This is a genomic window from Ancylobacter mangrovi (assembly GCF_024752355.1).
GTDB classification, from domain to species: Bacteria; Pseudomonadota; Alphaproteobacteria; order Rhizobiales; family Xanthobacteraceae; genus Ancylobacter; species Ancylobacter mangrovi.
The window spans coordinates 169,105-187,114 of sequence record NZ_JANTHZ010000013.1; the positions used below are offsets into that span (position 1 = coordinate 169,105).

Annotated in this window: 18 protein-coding genes; 8 read left to right on the forward strand and 10 right to left on the reverse strand. The window is 68.8% G+C overall.

All coding sequences use genetic code 11. The annotated features are described in order from the left end of the window. Positions 1-162: 162 nt before the first annotated feature. Positions 163-1,338 (forward strand): phosphoserine transaminase, encoded by a 1,176-nt coding sequence (locus NVS89_RS21335; protein WP_258734783.1) that lies wholly within the window; start codon positions 163-165, stop codon positions 1,336-1,338. A 217-nt stretch (positions 1,339-1,555) separates the two neighbouring features. Beyond that, on the forward strand, positions 1,556-3,142 hold the full coding sequence (gene serA, locus NVS89_RS21340; protein WP_258734784.1) for a phosphoglycerate dehydrogenase: 1,587 nt from the start codon (positions 1,556-1,558) through the stop codon (positions 3,140-3,142). Positions 3,143-3,250: 108 nt separating this feature from the next. Here serA and NVS89_RS21345 read toward each other — a convergent pair whose 3' ends face one another. Next, a complete protein-coding gene (locus NVS89_RS21345; RefSeq protein WP_258734785.1) occupies positions 3,251-3,667 on the reverse strand; it encodes a GNAT family N-acetyltransferase in 417 nt (138 codons plus the stop codon). A gap of 28 nt (positions 3,668-3,695) precedes the next feature. Next, on the reverse strand, positions 3,696-4,343 hold the full coding sequence (gene eda, locus NVS89_RS21350; RefSeq protein WP_258734786.1) for a bifunctional 4-hydroxy-2-oxoglutarate aldolase/2-dehydro-3-deoxy-phosphogluconate aldolase: 648 nt from the start codon (positions 4,341-4,343) through the stop codon (positions 3,696-3,698). A 174-nt stretch (positions 4,344-4,517) separates the two neighbouring features. On the opposite strand from eda, the gene puuE reads away from it, so the two are divergent. Together puuE and NVS89_RS21360 are read left to right on the forward strand one after the other, a co-directional pair. Then, positions 4,518-5,435: an allantoinase PuuE gene (gene puuE, locus NVS89_RS21355; RefSeq protein ID WP_258734787.1), complete on the forward strand. Its 918-nt coding sequence runs from the start codon at positions 4,518-4,520 to the stop codon at positions 5,433-5,435. Positions 5,436-5,498: 63 nt separating this feature from the next. Then, positions 5,499-5,849 (forward strand): MliC family protein, encoded by a 351-nt coding sequence (locus NVS89_RS21360; RefSeq protein WP_258734788.1) that lies wholly within the window; start codon positions 5,499-5,501, stop codon positions 5,847-5,849. A 12-nt stretch (positions 5,850-5,861) separates the two neighbouring features. Here NVS89_RS21360 and NVS89_RS21365 read toward each other — a convergent pair whose 3' ends face one another. Further along, positions 5,862-6,302: an ion channel gene (locus NVS89_RS21365; protein WP_258734789.1), complete on the reverse strand. Its 441-nt coding sequence runs from the start codon at positions 6,300-6,302 to the stop codon at positions 5,862-5,864. A 35-nt stretch (positions 6,303-6,337) separates the two neighbouring features. Here NVS89_RS21365 and NVS89_RS21370 point away from each other — a divergent pair, with 35 nt between their 5' ends. Then, positions 6,338-7,183, forward strand: a complete 846-nt coding sequence (locus NVS89_RS21370) for a GNAT family N-acetyltransferase (RefSeq protein ID WP_258734790.1) — start codon at positions 6,338-6,340, stop codon at positions 7,181-7,183. On the opposite strand, the gene NVS89_RS21375 is transcribed toward NVS89_RS21370, so the two are convergent. Both NVS89_RS21375 and NVS89_RS21380 read right to left on the reverse strand, forming a co-directional pair. Further along, positions 7,180-8,097 (reverse strand): DMT family transporter, encoded by a 918-nt coding sequence (locus tag NVS89_RS21375; RefSeq protein WP_258734791.1) that lies wholly within the window; start codon positions 8,095-8,097, stop codon positions 7,180-7,182. The two genes, NVS89_RS21370 and NVS89_RS21375, sit on opposite strands and share 4 nt — an antisense overlap. A gap of 166 nt (positions 8,098-8,263) precedes the next feature. Beyond that, positions 8,264-9,190 (reverse strand): VOC family protein, encoded by a 927-nt coding sequence (locus tag NVS89_RS21380; protein ID WP_258734792.1) that lies wholly within the window; start codon positions 9,188-9,190, stop codon positions 8,264-8,266. A gap of 272 nt (positions 9,191-9,462) precedes the next feature. Here NVS89_RS21380 and NVS89_RS21385 point away from each other — a divergent pair, with 272 nt between their 5' ends. The 3 genes from NVS89_RS21385 (at position 9,463) to NVS89_RS21395 (ending at position 13,061) form a co-directional block, all read left to right on the forward strand. After that, positions 9,463-10,758: an adenylosuccinate synthase gene (locus NVS89_RS21385; protein ID WP_258734793.1), complete on the forward strand. Its 1,296-nt coding sequence runs from the start codon at positions 9,463-9,465 to the stop codon at positions 10,756-10,758. Between the two features lie 24 nt (positions 10,759-10,782). Continuing rightward, a complete protein-coding gene (locus NVS89_RS21390) occupies positions 10,783-12,270 on the forward strand; it encodes a hypothetical protein (protein WP_258734794.1) in 1,488 nt (495 codons plus the stop codon). Positions 12,271-12,932: 662 nt separating this feature from the next. Further along, a complete protein-coding gene (locus tag NVS89_RS21395) occupies positions 12,933-13,061 on the forward strand; it encodes a hypothetical protein (RefSeq protein WP_258734795.1) in 129 nt (42 codons plus the stop codon). 79 nt (positions 13,062-13,140) lie between these two features. Here the strand turns inward: NVS89_RS21395 and sucD are convergent, their stop codons facing one another. From sucD to NVS89_RS21420, 5 genes are all read right to left on the reverse strand, one after another. Next, entirely contained in the window at positions 13,141-14,037 is an 897-nt protein-coding gene (sucD, locus tag NVS89_RS21400; protein WP_258734796.1) for a succinate--CoA ligase subunit alpha, read from the reverse strand. Beyond that, positions 14,037-15,236, reverse strand: a complete 1,200-nt coding sequence (sucC, locus tag NVS89_RS21405; protein ID WP_258734797.1) for an ADP-forming succinate--CoA ligase subunit beta — start codon at positions 15,234-15,236, stop codon at positions 14,037-14,039. Before sucC ends, sucD begins: the two co-directional genes overlap by 1 nt. A gap of 114 nt (positions 15,237-15,350) precedes the next feature. Then, the gene (locus NVS89_RS21410; RefSeq protein WP_258734798.1) at positions 15,351-16,124 is read right to left on the reverse strand and encodes a fumarylacetoacetate hydrolase family protein; all 774 of its coding nucleotides are present in this window, start codon (positions 16,122-16,124) and stop codon (positions 15,351-15,353) included. Positions 16,125-16,135: 11 nt separating this feature from the next. Beyond that, positions 16,136-17,113, reverse strand: coding sequence for a 2-dehydropantoate 2-reductase (locus NVS89_RS21415; protein ID WP_258734799.1), 978 nt, complete (start codon positions 17,111-17,113; stop codon positions 16,136-16,138). Positions 17,114-17,489: 376 nt separating this feature from the next. After that, on the reverse strand, positions 17,490-18,010 hold a 521-nt coding region (locus tag NVS89_RS21420), incomplete at its 5' end, for an NAD-binding protein (protein ID WP_258732704.1).

Consider the following 18,010-nt stretch of genomic DNA (forward strand, 5'->3'; position numbering starts at 1 on the left):
AACCAAGGTTCGGCGCGCCTCGACTTGCCGCGCGCAAGACCTCGCCGGCCCGCACGTGCGGATCGCGTGTAAATCCCGCTTGCCATTTTTCGCGCCGGGGACTACACGGGCTGCGGGCCACCCCTCCCCACCGAGGGGCACCCATCTGGAAGGATGGCTATCATGACCACGATCGCTCTGCCGGCGGCGAAGCCGGCGAATCCCAATTTTTCTTCTGGTCCGTGCTCCAAGCGTCCCGGCTGGACGCTGGAAGGCCTGAGCGATGCGCCGCTCGGCCGCTCGCACCGTGCCAAGGTCGGCAAGGCGAAGCTGAAGCTCGCTCTCGACCTCACCCGCGAAATCCTCGAAGTTCCCGCCGACTACCGGATCGGCATCGTCCCCGCCTCGGACACCGGCGCGGTGGAGATGGCGCTGTGGTCGATGCTCGGGCAGCGCCCGGTCGACGTGCTGGCCTGGGAGAGCTTCGGCGAGGGCTGGGTCACTGACATCGTCAAGCAGCTCAAGCTCAAGGACGCCCGCACCCTCAAGGCTCCCTATGGCGAGCTGCCGGACCTTGCCGAGGTGAATTTCGACCATGACGTGGTCTTCACCTGGAACGGCACCACCTCCGGCGTGCGCGTGCCGAACGGCGACTGGATCGCCGCCGACCGCAAGGGCCTGACCATCTGCGACGCCACCTCGGCGGCCTTCGCCCAGGCGCTCGACTTCGCCAAGCTCGATGTCGTCACCTTCTCCTGGCAGAAGGTGCTCGGCGGCGAGGCGGCGCACGGCATTCTCATCCTCTCGCCGCGCGCGGTCGAGCGGCTGGAGAGCTACGTCCCGGCCTGGCCGCTGCCCAAGCTGTTCCGCATGACCAAGGGCGGCAAGCTGATCGAGGGCATCTTCGAGGGCGAGACCATCAACACCCCGTCCATGCTCTGCGTCGAGGACTATATCGACGCGCTGCAGTGGTCGAAGTCGCTCGGCGGCCTCAAGGGGCTGCGCGCCCGCGCCGACGCAAACTTCAAGGTGCTGGCCGACTGGGTGGCGAAGACGCCGTGGGTCGACTTCCTCGCGAAGGACCCGGCCACGCGCTCCAACACCAGCGTCTGCCTGGTGGTGGTCGACCCGCAGGTGACCCAGCTAGCCGCCGATGCCCAGGCCGCCTTCGCCAAGGCGATCGCCGGCGCGGTGGAGAAGGCCGGCGTCGCCTACGACATCGGCGCCTATCGCGACGCCCCGGCGGGGCTGCGCATCTGGGCCGGCTCCACGGTCGAGGCTTCCGATCTCGAAGCGCTTCTGCCCTGGCTCGACTGGGCTTATGCCGAGGCCAAGGCCGGTCTGAAGCAGGCCGCCTGACGCCCGTTCCCGCTCCCCGCCGCTGACGCGAGGGGACGGCGAACGGGCAATGCTCCGGAACGGTGGCGAAGGGCTTTCTCCTCCCGGCCGCGTCTCGCCACCGACCTCCGTCGAGCTCTGCCCGACGAACGCTTCGTCGTCCCCTCCCGCCAGCGGCGGGACGCACTGCCCCCGCCCGGCGGCGGGTCGACATCAACCGTCTCAAGGGACGAAATACATGGCTCCCCGCGTTCTCATTTCCGACGCCCTTTCCCCCGCCGCCGTGCAGATCTTCAAGGATCGCGGCATCGAGGTCGACTTCCAGCCGGCCCTCGGCAAGGACAAGGACAAGCTTGCCGAGATCATCGGCAATTATGACGGCCTCGCCATCCGCTCGGCCACCAAGGTAACGCCGAAGATCCTGGAGCAGGCGAAGAGGCTGAAGGTGGTCGGCCGCGCCGGCATCGGTGTCGACAATGTCGACATCCCGGCCGCCACCGCCCGCGGCGTGATCGTGATGAACACGCCGTTCGGCAACTCCATCACCACCGCCGAGCACGCCATCGCGATGATGTTCGCGCTGGCCCGCGAGATCCCCGCCGCCGACGCCTCCACCCAGGCCGGCAAGTGGGAGAAGAACCGCTTCATGGGCGTCGAGCTCACCGCCAAGACGCTCGGCATCATCGGCTGCGGCAATATCGGCTCGATCGTCGCCGACCGCGCGCTGGGCCTGAAGATGAAGGTGATCGCCTTCGACCCGTTCCTCAGCCCCGAGCGCGCGCTCGACATCGGCGTGGAGAAGGTCGAGCTCGACGACCTGCTGGCACGGGCCGACGTGATCACCCTGCACACCCCGCTGACCGACCGCACCCGCAACGTGCTCTCCGCCGAGGCGATCGCCAAGACGAAGAGGGGCGTGCGCATCATCAACTGCGCGCGCGGCGGGCTGGTCGACGAGGCGGCGCTGGCGGCGGCGCTCGATGCCGGCCATGTCGCCGGCGCGGCGTTCGACGTGTTCTCCACCGAGCCGGCGAACGAGAACCCGCTGTTCGGCCATCCCAACGTGATCTGCACCCCGCATCTGGGCGCCTCCACCACGGAAGCGCAGGAGAACGTGGCGCTGCAGGTCGCCGAGCAGATGAGCGACTACCTGCTGCGCGGGGCGATTTCCAACGCGGTCAACTTCCCCTCGATCACGGCGGAAGAGGCCCCGAAGCTGAAGCCCTTCATCGAGCTGGCCGAAAAGCTCGGCTCCTTCGCCGGTCAGCTCACGGACACCGACATCAAGACCGTGCGCATCACCTATGAGGGCTCGGTCGCCGGGCTGAAGATCAAGGCGCTGACCTCCTCCGCCGTCGCCGGCCTGCTGCGCCCGGCGCTGCAGGACGTCAACGTCGTCTCGGCCCCGAGCGTCGCCAAGGAGCGCGGCATCGTGGTCGAGGAGACCACCCGCGACGTCGCCGGCGACTATGAGAGCCTGGTGACGCTCACCGTGGTGACGGAGAAGATGGAGCGCTCGGTCTCCGGCACCGTCTTCGCCGACGGGCGCCCGCGCATCGTCGACATCAAGGGCATCAAGGTCGATGCCGAGTTCGCGCCCTCGATGATTTACGTGACCAACGAGGACAAGCCCGGCTTCGTCGGCCGCTTCGCCAGCCTGCTGGCCGATGCCGGCATCAACATCGCCACCTTCGCGCTCGGCCGCGACCGGCAGGGGGGCGATGCCATCGCGCTGGTGGAGATCGACGGCGCCGCGCCGGCCGAACTGCTCGCGCAGGTGCAGGACCTGCCGCATGTGAAGCAGGCCAAGCCGCTCGCGTTCTGAGGGGCGGCTCGCATTCCGGGCGGCCCGACGAAGCACCGGCCGCGCGTTTCCAGAGACTGAAGGACCCGGCCGCCCGCGCGGCCGGGTTTTTCGTATCCGCACGTCGCGTCAGGAGCTGCGCGGATACCAGAACACGTTGGAGACCGGCTCCATGCCGGCCTTCTCGTAGAAGCCGACGGATTCGGGGACCGCGCCGAGGATGACGCAGACCCCGCCGCCGAGCTCGGCGCGCAGCCGGTCCAGCAGCCCCTTGCCGACGCCGAGGCCCTGCGCCCCGGCCTCGACCGCGAGGTCGGAGACGTAGCAGCACCAGGCCGAATCGGTGATGGCACGGGCGATGCCGAGCAGTTCGCCGCGGCGGCGCGCGGTGACGATCATGTTGGCGCCGGCGATCAGCGCGGCGAGGCGCGCCGGGTCGTCGACGGGCCGGATCCGCGACAGGCCGGAGGAGAGGAGCACGCGGCGGAACTCCTCGACCCCGACGCCGGCCTCGCGGGCGAAGACGATGCCATCCCCGGCCGCCATCTCCGCCCCCACCGCCCGCCTCCGTGCGTCAGAGCGGGAAGGCGGCGCGGTGCAGCTTCGACGCCGCCTTGGCGAGCGCCGCGATCTGTTCCCAGTCGCCCATGGTGACCGCCTCGCCCGGCGCCACCCAGGAGCCGCCGACGGCGAGGATGTTGGGCTGGGCGAGATAGGAGCCGACATTGGCCGGGCCGATGCCGCCGGTGGGACAGAAGCGCAGGTCCGGCAGCGGGCCGGCCAGCGACTTGATGAGGGCGACGCCGCCCGCCGACTCGGCCGGAAACAGCTTTAGCACCGGGAAGCCCATCGCGTGCAGCGTCATCGCCTCGGTCGCGGTGGCGCAGCCCGGCATCACCGGCACCGGCGCCTCGGCCAGCGCCTCGGCGAGCGCGGGCGGGCAGCCGGGGCTGACGAGGAAGCGCGCGCCGGCGTCGATCGACTTCTGGATCAGCTCCGGGCGCGTCACCGTGCCGGCGCCGACGATCGCGTCCGGCACCTCGGCGGCGATGGCGGCCATCGCCTCCAGCGCCACTGGCGTGCGCAGCGTGACCTCGATCAGAGGGAGCCCGCCTTCGACCAGCGCCTGGGCGAGCTTCACGCCCGCCGTGACGCTCGGCACCGTGACCACGGGAACGACCGGCGCGCGGGCGAGGAGGAAGCTGGGATCGGGGAGCGACATCGGGCACCTTTGGAGCGTTGCGGTCATCAGGAAGGCCGGGCGGGGAACCTTATACAGCCGATGCAAGATTTGTGCGGCGTCGGCGACGCGGTGTTTCGCCCGCGCTCATAACGCACTAGCCTGACGGCTCGACAAAGTCTCGTTCCCTTGCGTGCCGGCCGGAACCTCTCGCACATGTTCAACATCGATGCACCCTATCCCCGCGACATGATCGGCTATGGCCGCACGCCGCCGGACCCGAAATGGCCGGGCGGGGCGCGGGTCGCGGTGCAGTTCGTGATCAATTACGAGGAGGGCGGCGAGAACAGCATCCTGCATGGCGACGCGGCCTCCGAGGCGTTCCTGTCGGAGATCGTCGGCGCGCAGCCCTGGCCCGGCCAGCGGCACATGAACATGGAGTCGATCTACGAATACGGCTCGCGCGCCGGCTTCTGGCGGCTGTGGCGGCTGTTCACCGGGCGCGGCCTGCCGGTCACGGTCTACGGCGTCGCCACCGCCCTGGCGCGCAACCCGGAGGCGGTCGCGGCGATGAAGGAGGCGGGGTGGGAGATCGCCAGCCATGGGCTGAAATGGATCGACTACCGTGACCATTCCTACGCCGCCGAGAAGGCAGATTTCGAGGCGGCCATCGACCTGCACACCCATGTCACGGGCGAGCGCCCGCTCGGCTGGTACACCGGGCGCACCTCGGAGCATTCGCGCCGCATCGTCATGGAGGAGGGCGGCTTCCTCTATGATTCCGACATCTATTGCGACGACCTGCCGTTCTGGGTCGAGGGGCCGCGCGGGCCGCATCTGAGCATCCCCTACACGCTCGACACCAACGACATGCGCTTCGCCGTGGCCGCCGGCTTCAATTCGAGCGAGCAATTCTACACCTATCTGCGTGACAGCTTCGACGCGCTCTATGCCGAGGGGGCGGAGGCGCCGAAGATGCTGAGCATCGGGCTGCATTGCCGGCTGGTTGGCCGGCCCGGGCGCATCGTCGGGCTGCAGCGCTTCCTCGATCACATCGCCAGGCATGACCGGGTGTGGGTGCCGCGCCGCATCGACATCGCCCGCCACTGGCACGAGCATCACAAGCCGGCGTGAGGCGTTCCCATGCGTGTCGTTTCCCTACGTGTCGTTCTTCGGCGAGCCGTTTCCAGGCGTGCCGTGCCTCTGGCGGCGGTCGCCGCCTTCACCCTTCTGGCGGGGGCGGCGCAGGCCGCCGACCGTATCGTCATCGCGCTGCCCAAGGGCAGCTCGGTCGTCACCAGCAAGGTCAGCTACAGTTGCGACCGCATCAAGGGCGTGGAGGCGACCTATATCAACGCGCCGCCCAACGCGCTGGCGACCATCGCCTTCAACGACGAGTTCGTGGTGATGGCCAACGTGCTCGCCGGCTCCGGTGCGCGCTACGCGGGCGACCGCTTCATCTGGTGGACCAAGGGGGCGCAGGCCAGCCTCTACGACCTCACCAAGGGCGAGGACGCCCCGCCCATCGCCACCTGCACGCAGGACTGAGGCGTGGCCCGCTCACGGGGCCTCGCGCCGCGCGCCGAGGAGATGGGGAAGATGGCTCTGCAGCACGTAGATGAGCAGTGCCGTCGACCAGCCGAACATCATGATGCCGCTGCCGGCCGCCATCGGGCCCAGCAGGCGGGTGCGGGTGGCCTGCAGCACGTCGCCATAGCCGAGCGTCGTGTAGTTGACGAAGGCCGAGTAGTAGGCGTCGCCCGGGTTCGAGACCAGGCCGAGATAGCCGTACACCCCGCCCCAGATGCCGACCTCGATGAGGTGCGCGCTGAGCAGGATGACGTTCGCCGTGAGCAGGGCGAAGGTGACGCGCGCATGCGGAAATTTCCACAGGGCCTTCTCGAACGGGCGGGTAAGCGCGAGCAGGGTGAGGGTGGCGCTCAGATGCACCAGCATCACCGCGACGTTCACGGCGACGCCTGTAATCAGCTCGTCCATCATGGGATCAGTTCCAGCGCGAATCGGCGGTGTGTAGCATGACTGAGGCGGTTCACATTCGATTCCTCGATCGCGACGAAATTCAGCTCGTGTCGGATTGGGCGGCGGGGGAGGGCTGGAACCCGGGCCTCGCCGACGCCGCCTGCTTCGGCGCGGTCGACCCGCAGGGCTTTCTCGTCGCGGAGGTGGACGGCGCGCCGGCGGCGACGATCTCGGTGGTCAATTACGACGAGCGCTTCGCCTTTCTCGGCTTCTACATCGTGCGCCCGGAGCTGCGCGGGCGCGGCATCGGCTGGGCGCTCTGGCAGGCGGGCATCGCCCATGCGGGCGCGCGCACCATCGGGCTCGACGGCGTGCTGGCGCAGCAGGCCAATTATGCCCGGGTGGGCTTCACCTTCGCCTATCGCAATATCCGTTTTGCCGGCCCGGCCCCGCAGGAGGGCGCGGCGGCGGAGCGGTGCATCGACCTCGCGGAAATCCCCTTCGCGACGGTCGAGGCGAGCGACGCGGCGATCTTCCCGGCGGCGCGGCCGGCATTCCTGCGGGCCTGGATCGACACTCCCGGTCATGTCGGGCGCGCGCTGCTGCGCAAGGGTCGGCTCGCCGGCTGGGGCGTGGTGCGGCCGGCGCGCGAGGGCTGGAGGATCGGGCCGCTGGTGGCGGAGGACGAAGAGGCGGCCGAGGCCCTGTTCGCGGCGCTGGGCGCTGCGACGGGCGGAGGCGGAATCGTGCTCGACGTTCCCGAGCCGAACGGCGCGGCGGTGGCGCTGGCGCGCCGGCACGAGCTGGCGCCCGTGTTCGAGACCGCGCGCATGTATACCGGCCCGATCCGCGAGGTGGCGCTGGAGCGGCTGTTCGGCGTCACCAGCTTGGAGCTCGGCTAGGGCGGCGTCGCGTTCGTCGCGCGGCCGGGCGCCCAGATGGTGGCGATGGCGATGCCCGACAGCACCAGCGCGTAGCCGGCGGCATGGTAGAGATGGGGCACCTCGCCGAGGAACACTATGGCGAGCGCCGAGCCGAACATCGGCATCAGGTGGAAGAACGGCGCCGCCCGGTTCGGGCCGATGAGCTGCACCCCCCGGATGAAGAACAGATAGGCGAGCACCGAAGGGAAGACCGCCACATAAGCGAAGGCGAGCAGCGCGGTGGTGTCGAGGACGAAGCCCTCGCCGAAGCTGCGCTCCACCGCGAAGGCCGGGGTGAGGAACAGGACGCCGAGGAGCAGCGTGGTGGTGAGGAAGCCGAGCTGCGACATGGCCGGCCGGCGCGCCAGCAGCGCGGAATAGATGCCGTAGACGATCATCGCCAGCAGCACCAGCACGTCGCCGCGGTTGAAGCGGATATGCACCAGCACGTCGAGATCGCCGCGGCAGACGATGGTGAGCACGCCCATGAGCGACAGGGTGATGCCGGCCGCCTGCCCGCCCGAGAGCCGCTCGCCGTTCAGCACCAGCGACCAGAAGGCGATCATCAGCGGGCCGGTGGACTGGATCAGCAGCGCATTGATCGCCGGCGTGAAATGCAGCGCGTAATAGGCGATCGTGTTGAACAGGGTGATGCCGGTGAGAGCCAGCACGGCCAGCAGCTTCCAGTGGCGCAGCACCAGCGGATAATCCTGGCGCAACGCCCGCCAGGCGAAGGGCAGCAGGATGAGCGAGGCCAGCGCCCAGCGCATCCAGGCGAGCGTCACCGGCGGCACATGGCCGGCGACGTAGCGCCCGAGCACCAGATTGCCGGCCCAGAACAGCGAGACGAGCGTCAGCAGGAGATAGGGGGCGTCGAACAGGCGACGGAACATGGCGGGACCGCGGAAGGACCAGATGGGTGCCGGCGATACGTAGCGACGGCCGGCCGATGGTCTAGAGCATTCCGGGCCGCGATGGACCACCGCGTCCAATGAATAAACTTCATGCTGCGCCGCACTGCGTTTATGAGGCAGTGCAGCGTGTCGGCGGGGGTGCCGCTCAGCCGTCGCGCGAGACCACGTGCAGACGGGTGCCCCAGGGGTCGGCAATGCTGAAGCCGTGCGCGATCGGCGAGGGGCTCTCGCCGGCCGCGCGCAGGCGCGTGCTCGCGGCCTCCACCGCTTCGGCGTCGGGCAGCACGATCTCGAAATGGGCGAGGCCGACGCTGTTGGCCGGCGCTGGCCCGCCGCCCCGGCTCTGCCAGATGTTCAGCCCGAGATGGTGGTGGTAGCGCCCGGCGCTGACGAACAGGGCGCCCGGATAGCGGTCGGTCGTCACCGCGAAGCCGAGGCGGTCCACATAGAAGCGGCGCGCGCGCGTCAGGTCCGCGACCTGCAGGTGGACATGGCCGATCACCGTTCCCGCCGGCATCGGCGCCGCGATGTCGGCATCGGCCGGCAGTTCGGCGAGCAGGGAGCGCATGTCGAGCTGGTAGGTCGCCATCTCGACCGTCGCGCCGTCCCAGCGCCAGTCGCGCGGCGAACGGTCGCGATAGACCTCGATGCCGTTGCCGTCCGGGTCGTCGAGATAGAGCGCCTCGCTCACCAGATGGTCGGAGGCGCCGAGCCTGACGCCGCGCTCGATCAGGCGCCGCAGCACCAGGGCGAGGGCGGGGCGGTCCGGCACCAGGATCGCGACATGGAACAGGCCGGTGGTGCCGCGCGGGCGCGGGCGGGCATTGGCGACCGGCTCCAGCTCGATCAGCGTTTCGTCCCCCGCGCCGAGCCGTACGACCCCGTCCGGCGCGGTGCCGAGCACGGTGAGGCCGAGCACGCCGCTGTAGAAGGCGGTGGAGCGGGCGGCATCGCTGACGCGCAGCCGCACCGCGCCCATGCGCAGCGCGTCGGGCAGGCTGGCGGCGCGTGTATCGGCGGGGGCGTGGGCGACGCCTTCGGTGGTCGGCGGGGCGGAAAGGGGGGCGGTCATGGTCGTGTCCGGTGTGGCGTTCCCCCTTAAAGTCATGGTGCGGCGCGGCGCGCGCAAGCGCCGGCTGCTTGCGGGCACGCAATGTCGATCTGTCGCCGTCGCCGCGGGCGACATGACGCTGTCGTCATCCTGCTGCACGAGGCACAATTTCTTGCCTCGTTCCTGCGCATCCCTTAAGACGAAGCGGCCCCGGTCGGATCGTTTCGCCGGGGTTTTGTCTGCGCAAGCGGCGCCATGCGTGGCCCCTCGCGCGCAATCAGGAGCGTGGCTCAGTGGCGAATGTGGTCGTCGTCGGTTCCCAGTGGGGCGACGAGGGTAAGGGCAAGATTGTCGACTGGCTCAGTGAGCAGGCGGATGTGGTCGTGCGCTTCCAGGGCGGCCACAATGCCGGGCATACGTTGGTCGTCGGCAACACGACCTACAAGCTCTCGCTGCTGCCGTCGGGCCTGGTGCGCGGCGCGCGCCTGTCGGTGATCGGCAACGGCGTGGTGCTCGACCCCTGGGCGCTGGTGAGCGAGATCGAGCGCATCGGCGGGCAGGGCGTGGAAGTCACTCCGGAGCGCCTGCGCGTCGCCGACAATGTCGCGCTGATCCTGCCGCTGCACCGCGAGCTCGACGCCATCCGCGAGAACGCCGCCGCCTCCGGCACCAAGATCGGCACCACCAAGCGCGGCATCGGCCCCGCCTATGAGGACAAGGTGGGCCGGCGCGCCATCCGTCTGGTGGACCTCGCCTTCCCCGCCACGCTCGCGGGCAAGATCGAGCGGCTGCTCGCCCATCACAACCCGCTGCGGCGCGGGCTCGGCATCGACGAGGTCGACGCCGAGGCGCTGCGCAGCGAGCTGCTCGCCATCGCCCCGAGGGTGCTGCCCTTCATGGACCGCACCTGGTCGCTGCTCGACGACGAGCGCCGGCATGGCTCCAAGATCCTGTTCGAGGGTGCGCAGGGCGCGCTGCTCGACGTCGACCATGGCACCTATCCCTTCGTCACCTCGTCCAACACGGTGGCGGCGCAGGCGGCGACCGGCTCCGGCCTCGGGCCCGGCGCGGTGGACTATGTGCTCGGCATCACCAAGGCCTACACGACCCGCGTCGGCGAGGGGCCGTTCCCCTCCGAGCTCGAGGACGGTATCGGCCGGCGGATCGGCGAGCGCGGGCACGAGTTCGGCACCGTCACCGGCCGCGCCCGGCGCTGCGGCTGGTTCGACGCGGTGCTGGTGCGCCAGACCGTGCGCACCTCGGGCATCAACGGCATCGCGCTGACCAAGCTCGATGTGCTCGACGGGTTCGATGAACTTAAAGTGTGCACGCGCTACCGCCTCGGCGGCGAGGAGATCGACTATTTTCCCGCCGGGCAGGACGCCCAGGCCGAAGTCGAACCCGTCTACGAGACCATCGAGGGCTGGAGCGAATCGACCGCCGGCGCCCGCTCCTGGGCGGATCTTCCGGCCGAGGCCGTCAAATATGTACGTCGCATCGAAGAACTCATCGGCTGCCCCGTGGCGTTGTTGTCCACGAGTCCGGAGCGCGATGATACGATCTTGGTGCAGAATCCCTTCGAATCGTGAACGGCAACTGATTCGCCGACCCTGATGGCCGATTATTATCCGCTTCTCGCACGCGCCATTGGCGGGCTCCCCAACAAGTCTAGGGACGCCCGGAAGGTGGTCTATGATCGCGCCCGGCGGGCGCTGCTGACGCAGCTGCGCGGTGCCGAGCCGCCGCTGACCGAGGACGACGTCGCGCGCGAGCAGCACGCGCTGGAAAACGCGATACGCCGGCTCGAAGCCGAGTATGGCGGGGCGCCCGCGCCCGAGGAGCCGCGGCGCGCGCCGTCTCCGCCGCCCGAACCCGCGCCTGCCGCGCCGCCGCCGGTCGCCCCGCTGCCTGTCGCAACTCCTCCCGTCACTCCCGCGCCTTCGACGGCCGAGCCTCCCGCACGGGCGGAGCGGCCGGCGCCCTTCGCGCCGTCGCGTCCCGCAGCGCCGCCGCCGGTCGATCACGACGAGGAAGACCTCTACGCCGCCGCGCTCGGGGCGCCCTCGCCTCATCTCGGGGCCGAGCGGCGCTATCCCGCCGGCCGGTCCGGCGAGGATTTCGGCGGGTTGCGGCCGGAAGACGAAGTGCCCGCCGATACCGGGTCCGCGCCCCTCGGAGAGCACGCGGATCCCGCCGCGCCGGAGCCTGCCCGCCCGGCGCGCGGGCGGCTGATCGCGATCGCGGCGGTGATCCTGCTGGTGATCGCGGGCGCCGTGGTGGGCTACACACAGCGCAACACGATCATCGCGCTGATGGGGCGGGCCTCCGGCCAGCAGACGACCTCGGTACCGGCCGATGCGCCGACCGCGGGCACTTCGGCGCCCGAGGTTACCAAGTCGACCGATCGCATCGCCCAGGCGCCCGGCGGCAACGCGCCGAGCTCGACCTCTTCCTCCAGCCCGTCGGCCGCGCCGTCCTCCTCGGCTCAGGGGACCGCCGCGCAGGGCCAGAGCCCGGGCGTCGCGGTGGCCCAGCGCGCCGTGCTGTTCGAGGAAAGCCCCGGCGGCGGCGAGCAGGGGCTGCAGCAATATGTCGGCACGGTGGTCTGGGACACCGAGAACTATTCGCCGGGGCAGGGGCTGGCGCCCGATGTCGGCATCCGCGCCACCATCACCATCCCCGACCGCAAGATGAAGGTGACGCTGCGCATCCGGCGTAACCAGGACGAGAGCATCCCCGCCTCGCACATCGTCGAGATCCAGTACGACCTGCCGCCGGACTTCGATCTCGGCGCGGTGGCGAACGTGCCCGGCATGCGGGCGAAGGCGGTGGAAGGCGCGTCGGGCGCGCCGCTGACCGGCATTTCGGTCAAGGTGGCGCCGGGCTACTTCCTTATTGGCCTGTCCTCGCTGCAGGCCGAGCGCCAGCGTAATCTCGGCCTGCTCATCACCCGCAACTGGCTCGACATCCCGACCGTGTTCGAGAACGGGCGCCGCGCCATTCTGGTGCTGGAGAAGGGCGTTCCGGGCGATCAGGCGTTCCGCACGGCGTTCTCCGCCTGGGGCCTGCCGCTGCCGCCGCCCGCCGAGCCGGCGAACTAGGACGGCCCTGAAGAGACAGGGTAGGGCGGTCTTCTGGCCGTCCCGAACCTGATTTGCCGCAGGCTGGAGCGTCCGTTCCGGCGTCGCATGGCGTTATGAGGCGCCGCTGCGTCTCGTGGGCTCCGGGCGCACCCCGACTTGCAATATTTCCGAGCTGAAGCGGCCGCCGGAGCGATGCGTTCCGGGCGAACGAGTGCCGGTTCGGGGCCAATGTTACGCCTCCCGGACACTGACGTTTTCGACTTGCCGGTTGGGCGCGGTTCCGTTTTGGCGGCGCGTTGCCTTATGAGGCAGGGCTGCGTCTCGTAGGCTCCGGGCTTCCCCCGACTTCCAAGACTTCCGATCCGAAGCAGTGCTGGGGCGGGGCGCCCCGGGGGCTTCGTGCCCTTGCGCACAGGCTGCTCGTTCGGGCTTGTCCCGGCGCGGGCAGTAAGCGGCGGCGCTGCATTCCATCACAACGACATCTCAAGGCCGACAGCGTCATTCGGCTGCCTCGATGGCGCCGGCCTGCCGCGCGCAGTCGCCCCGCGCATGCGGTCGTCCACGCCGGAGCGCTGCCGCTATGCGCACGGCGCAGTGGCACGTCCTGATATTAGGTATACCAAATACCAGATACACAAACTAAGGTCCGGGCAGATACAGCTCGCGATCGGGGTCCTCGCATGTTCCAGACGGTGTTTCCTGTCCTCCCGCTTCTCATCATCTGCCATGCGTGGATGACCATCGTCTTTGTCGAGACGCTCGGCCGTGAGGAAGGCGCGGCGCTGCCGCCGGAATGCTACCCGGCTTGACACGGCGCCGGCCGACATGAAAAAAGCCCCGCGCCGGGTGGCGCGGGGCCTTTCTCGTTGGTGCGTGTCGCGTCGGGCGTCAGGCCGCGGCGCGCTTGTTGAGCACGTCGACCAGGGTCTTGCCCAGCCGCGCCGGGGAGGGGGAGACCACGATCCCGGCCTCTTCCATCGCCGCGATCTTGTCTTCCGCGCCGCCCTTGCCGCCGGAGATGATGGCGCCGGCATGGCCCATGCGACGGCCGGGAGGGGCGGTGCGGCCGGCGATGAAGCCCACCATCGGCTTCTTGCGCCCGCGCTTGGCTTCGTCCTTGAGGAACTGCGCCGCCTCTTCCTCGGCCGAGCCGCCGATCTCGCCGATCATGACGATCGATTCGGTGGCGTCGTCGGCCAGGAACAGCTCCAGCACGTCGATGAACTCGGTGCCCTTGACCGGGTCGCCGCCGATGCCGACCGCCGTGGTCTGGCCGAGGCCTTCCTGCGAGGTCTGGAACACCGCCTCATAGGTGAGGGTGCCCGAGCGCGAGACGATGCCGACATTGCCCTTCTTGAAGATGTTGGCGGGCATGATGCCGATCTTCGATTCGCCGGCGGTGACGATGCCCGGGCAGTTCGGCCCGATGAGGCGCGACTTGGAGCCGTCCAGCGCGCGCTTCACCTTCACCATGTCGAGCACCGGAATGCCCTCGGTGATGCAGACGATGAGCGGGATCTCGGCGGAGATGGCCTCGCAGATCGCGTCCGCCGCGCCCGGCGGCGGGACGTAGATCACCGAGGCATCGGCGCCGGTCTGCTCCTTGGCCTCGGCCACGGTGTCGAACACCGGCAGGCCGAGATGGGTCATGCCGCCCTTGCCCGGCGAGGTGCCGCCGACCACCTTCGAGCCATAGGCCAGGGCCTGCTCGGAGTGGAAGGTCCCGTTCTTGCCGGTGAAGCCCTGGGTGATGATCTTGGTGTCCTTGGTGATGAGAACCGACATCACGCAGCCTCCTTCACGGCCTTGACGATCTTCTGGGCGGCGTCGTCGAGATCGTCCGCCGGGATGACGTTCAGTCCGCTGTCGCGGATGATCTGCTTGCCTTCCTCGACATTGGTGCCCTCGAGGCGCACCACCAGCGGGACCTGGAGCCCGACCGCCTTCACCGCCGCGATCACGCCGCGGGCGATGACGTCGCACTTCATGATGCCGCCGAAGATGTTGACGAGGATGCCCTTCACCTGCGGGTCGGCGGTGATGATCTTGAACGCCGCCGTCACCTTCTCTTCCGTGGCGCCGCCGCCGACGTCGAGGAAGTTCGCCGGGCTCTCGCCGTAGAGCTTGATGATGTCCAGCGTCGCCATGGCGAGGCCGGCGCCGTTGACCATGCAGCCGATGGTGCCGTCGAGCGCGATATAGGCGAGGTCGTACTTGGAGGCCTCGATCTCCTTGGAGTCCTCCTCGGTCTCGTCGCGCAGCGCCATGATGTCGGCGTGGCGGTAGAGCGAGTTCGAATCGAAGGAGATCTTCGCGTCGAGGCACTTCAACTCGCCGCCCTTGGTGACCACCAGCGGGTTGATCTCGAGCATCGCCATGTCCTTGGCGACGAAGGCCTTGTAGAGCTTCTCGACCAGGCTGCCCGCCTGCTTGGCGAGGTCGCCGGACAGGCCGAGCGCCTTGGCCACGGTGCGCCCGTGATGGGGCATCACGCCGGTCGCGGGGTCGACGGAGAAGGTGTGGATCTTCTCCGGGGTCGAATGGGCGACCTCCTCGATGTCCATGCCGCCCTCGGTCGAGACGACGAAGGCGACGCGGGAGGTGGCGCGGTCGACCAGCGCGGAGAGGTAGAACTCCTTGTCGATGTCGGAGCCTTCCTCGATATAGACGCGGTTCACCTGCTTGCCGGCCGGGCCGGTCTGCACGGTTACCAGGGTCTTGCCGAGAATGAGCTTGGCGTTGTCGGCCGCCTCGGCGGCGGACTTGACGACGCGCACGCCGCCCTTCTCGCCCGCCTCGGTCTCCTTGAACTTGCCCTTGCCGCGTCCGCCGGCGTGGATCTGGCTCTTCACCACCCACACCGGGCCGGCGATCTGCGCGGCCGCCGTCTCGGCCTCCGCCGCGGTCAGCACCGCCACGCCACTCGGCACCGGGACCCCGAATTCACGGAGCACTCCCTTGGCCTGATACTCATGGATATTCATTCGTCCCGCTCCTCCACAACCGTGCGGCCGGGAACGCGCATGGCACAGTGCGCGCCGCACGTTCCCCTCGATTGGCGTATCCTATTCCCCTATAGGCGCAACAGCGCCAAGACGCTACTGCACGAAAGTGTTGCTGAGCGTCCCGATGCCCTCGATCGCGATCTCGACCGCGTTGGAGGGTTCCTTCATCGTACCCACGCCGACCGAGGTGCCGCAGCAGATGACGTCGCCGGGATTGAGCGTCATGTCGTGCGAGATCCGGCTCACGAGCTGGCGGGCGGAGAACACCATGTCGCTGATGGGATAGTTCTGGCGTTCCTGCCCGTTCAGGATGGTGCGGACGACGAGGCTGGCCGGGTCGACATCGGTGGCGACGACGGGGCCGAAGGGGCCGAATCCGTCGAAGCTCTTGGCCCGCACCCACTGGGCGAAGGTGGCGTCCTTGTTGATGATGTCGGCGGCGGTGATGTCGTTCACGCAGGTGTAGCCGAAGATGCAGTCGCCCGCTTCCTCCTCCGACACCCCGGTCGCGGTCTTGCCGATGACGATGCCGAGCTCGCCCTCATAGACGACCTTGCCGTCATAGGACGGCGGCCGGCGCACGGTGGCGCCGGGGGTGGTGAGGCAGGAGCCGGCCTTCAACAGGTACAGCGGATCGGCCGGGATCGGCGAATTCAGCTTGGCCGCGAGGGCGCGGAAATTGTTCCACAGAGCGATGATCTTGGTCGGCTCGGTGGGCGTGAGCAGCTCGACCCCGGAGAGCGCGACGCGCTCCCCGGTCGGCGTCGCGCCGTTGAACATGTTACCGCCGTGGACGACGATGGTGTCTCCCTCGAGCGTGCCGAAACCGACGGCGCCCGAGCGATTATAGCGAACCCAATGTGCCATGTGTCGTCGACTCAGCTGTAGCAGCCGGCGATCTGCGCACGCTGGCGAACCAGCGAGAGCACGACGTCGATGGTCGGGGTCGGGATGCCGGCGAGACGGCCCATTTCCTGGACCACGGTCACCAGCGGGTCGATCTCCATGGCGCGCGAGCGCTCGAGATCCTGCAGCATCGAGGTCTTGTGCGCGCCGACCGCGCCCGCCCCGTCGATGCGCCGCTCCACGCCGACGCGGAAGTTAACGCCGGACTGCACCGCGATCTCCTGCGCCTCCAGCATCATCGCCTTGGCGACCGCGCGGGTGCCCGGATCGGAGGCGATGACGTCGAGCGTCGCATGGGTGAGGGCGCTGATGGGGTTGAAGCACAGGTTGCCCCACAGCTTCAGCCACAGCTCGTCGCGGATGTTCGGCATCACGGGCGCGCGCATGCCGCCGGCGGTGAACGCCTCGGACAGCTTGTTGACGCGATCGGTGATCTCGCCCGAGGGCTCGCCGAGCGGGAACTTGTCGCCATAGACGTGCTTGATCACGCCCGGCTCGATCACCTCGGTCGCCGGATAGACGATGCAGCCGATGGCGCGCTCGGGGCGCAGGCCGTTCCACTGCTTCGCGCCGGGATCGATGCTCTCGAGCGTCTTACCTTCGAGCTGGTCGCCATGCTTGTAGTAGTACCAGTACGGCACGCCGTTGACGGCGGTGACGACGGCGGTGTCGTTGCCGAGCAGCGGCTGCATCAGGTCGACGACGCCCGGCACCTGGTGCGCCTTCAGCGCCACGATCACGTAGTCCTGGGGACCGAAGTCGGCCGGGTTGTCCGAGCAGGGAATGTGCTCGACCCGCTCCTCGTCGTCGATGAGCAGCTTCAGGCCGTTGCTGCGCATGGCCTCGAGATGGGCTCCGCGGGCGATCAGGCTGACGTCGACGCCCGCCCGCTTGAGCTGAACACCGACATAGCCACCGATGGCGCCGGCACCATAGATGCAGACCTTCATTGGACTCCCTCCTGCCCGTAGCGCCCCCGCGGCGCACGGAACTTGTTTGGTATTTTGTATGCCATGATTGGGGAGAATGAGCCCCGCGTCAAGGCCGATCTGTCGGGCGTGATAATACGTCGCGCATGTTAAGCCGCATCCGAGGCAGCGCCGGGCGTGTTTGCGACGTGTGACCTAAGTTACGTCGGCAACCGGCGGTTTGTCCACGGTGTATAGGGCAGAACAATTGTCTCCCGGCGTGCGCAAAAGACTACCGGGGCGCCTGGTTCCACTACAGGGGAAGCATTGCTTACTGGTCTTCAAAAACACTTCGGGGGCGCCTGGCGCCCCCGAAACTAATTTGCATTCATTATTCAGTCAGCAGTCGTCGATCGCCTCAGGCGTCGGGCATGACGGTGTGGTTGGCCATCATCTCCAGCGCCTTGACCAGCGCCGAGTGGTCCCACGCCGCCCCGCCATTGGCCGCGCAGGCCGAGAACAGCTGCTGCGCCACCGCGGTCGCCGGAAGCGCCATCTGCAGCTGGCGCGCCCCGTTCAGCGCCAGGTTCAGGTCCTTCTGGTGCAGCTCGATCCGGAACCCGGGGTCGAAGGTCCGCTTCACCATCCGCTCGCCATGCACCTCGAGGATCCGCGAATTGGCGAAGCCCCCCATCAGCGCCTGGCGCACCTTGGCCGGGTCCGCCCCCGCCTTGGAGGCGAACAGCAGCGCCTCGCCCACCGCCTGGATGGTCAGCGCCACGATGATCTGGTTCGCCACCTTGGTGGTCTGGCCGTCGCCGTTGCCGCCCACCAGCGTGATGTTCTTGCCCATCTTCTCGAACAGCGGCTTCACCGTCTCGAACGCCTTGTCCGGACCGCCGACCATGATGGTCAGCGAGGCCGCCTTGGCCCCGACCT

What these genes read in the sequence shown, in the direction of transcription:
- NVS89_RS21335 (WP_258734783.1), top strand. Translation starts at nt 163, where the DNA reads ATGACCACGATCGCTCTGCCGGCGGCGAAGCCGGCGAATCCCAATTTT.
- serA (WP_258734784.1), top strand. Translation starts at nt 1,556, where the DNA reads ATGGCTCCCCGCGTTCTCATTTCCGACGCCCTTTCCCCCGCCGCCGTG.
- NVS89_RS21345 (WP_258734785.1), bottom strand. Translation starts at nt 3,667, where the DNA reads ATGGCGGCCGGGGATGGCATCGTCTTCGCCCGCGAGGCCGGCGTCGGG.
- eda (WP_258734786.1), bottom strand. Translation starts at nt 4,343, where the DNA reads ATGTCGCTCCCCGATCCCAGCTTCCTCCTCGCCCGCGCGCCGGTCGTT.
- puuE (WP_258734787.1), top strand. Translation starts at nt 4,518, where the DNA reads ATGTTCAACATCGATGCACCCTATCCCCGCGACATGATCGGCTATGGC.
- NVS89_RS21365 (WP_258734789.1), bottom strand. Translation starts at nt 6,302, where the DNA reads ATGATGGACGAGCTGATTACAGGCGTCGCCGTGAACGTCGCGGTGATG.
- NVS89_RS21370 (WP_258734790.1), top strand. Translation starts at nt 6,338, where the DNA reads ATGACTGAGGCGGTTCACATTCGATTCCTCGATCGCGACGAAATTCAG.
- NVS89_RS21375 (WP_258734791.1), bottom strand. Translation starts at nt 8,097, where the DNA reads ATGTTCCGTCGCCTGTTCGACGCCCCCTATCTCCTGCTGACGCTCGTC.
- NVS89_RS21380 (WP_258734792.1), bottom strand. Translation starts at nt 9,190, where the DNA reads ATGACCGCCCCCCTTTCCGCCCCGCCGACCACCGAAGGCGTCGCCCAC.
- NVS89_RS21390 (WP_258734794.1), top strand. Translation starts at nt 10,783, where the DNA reads ATGGCCGATTATTATCCGCTTCTCGCACGCGCCATTGGCGGGCTCCCC.
- NVS89_RS21395 (WP_258734795.1), top strand. Translation starts at nt 12,933, where the DNA reads ATGTTCCAGACGGTGTTTCCTGTCCTCCCGCTTCTCATCATCTGCCAT.
- sucD (WP_258734796.1), bottom strand. Translation starts at nt 14,037, where the DNA reads ATGTCGGTTCTCATCACCAAGGACACCAAGATCATCACCCAGGGCTTC.
- sucC (WP_258734797.1), bottom strand. Translation starts at nt 15,236, where the DNA reads ATGAATATCCATGAGTATCAGGCCAAGGGAGTGCTCCGTGAATTCGGG.
- NVS89_RS21410 (WP_258734798.1), bottom strand. Translation starts at nt 16,124, where the DNA reads ATGGCACATTGGGTTCGCTATAATCGCTCGGGCGCCGTCGGTTTCGGC.
- NVS89_RS21415 (WP_258734799.1), bottom strand. Translation starts at nt 17,113, where the DNA reads ATGAAGGTCTGCATCTATGGTGCCGGCGCCATCGGTGGCTATGTCGGT.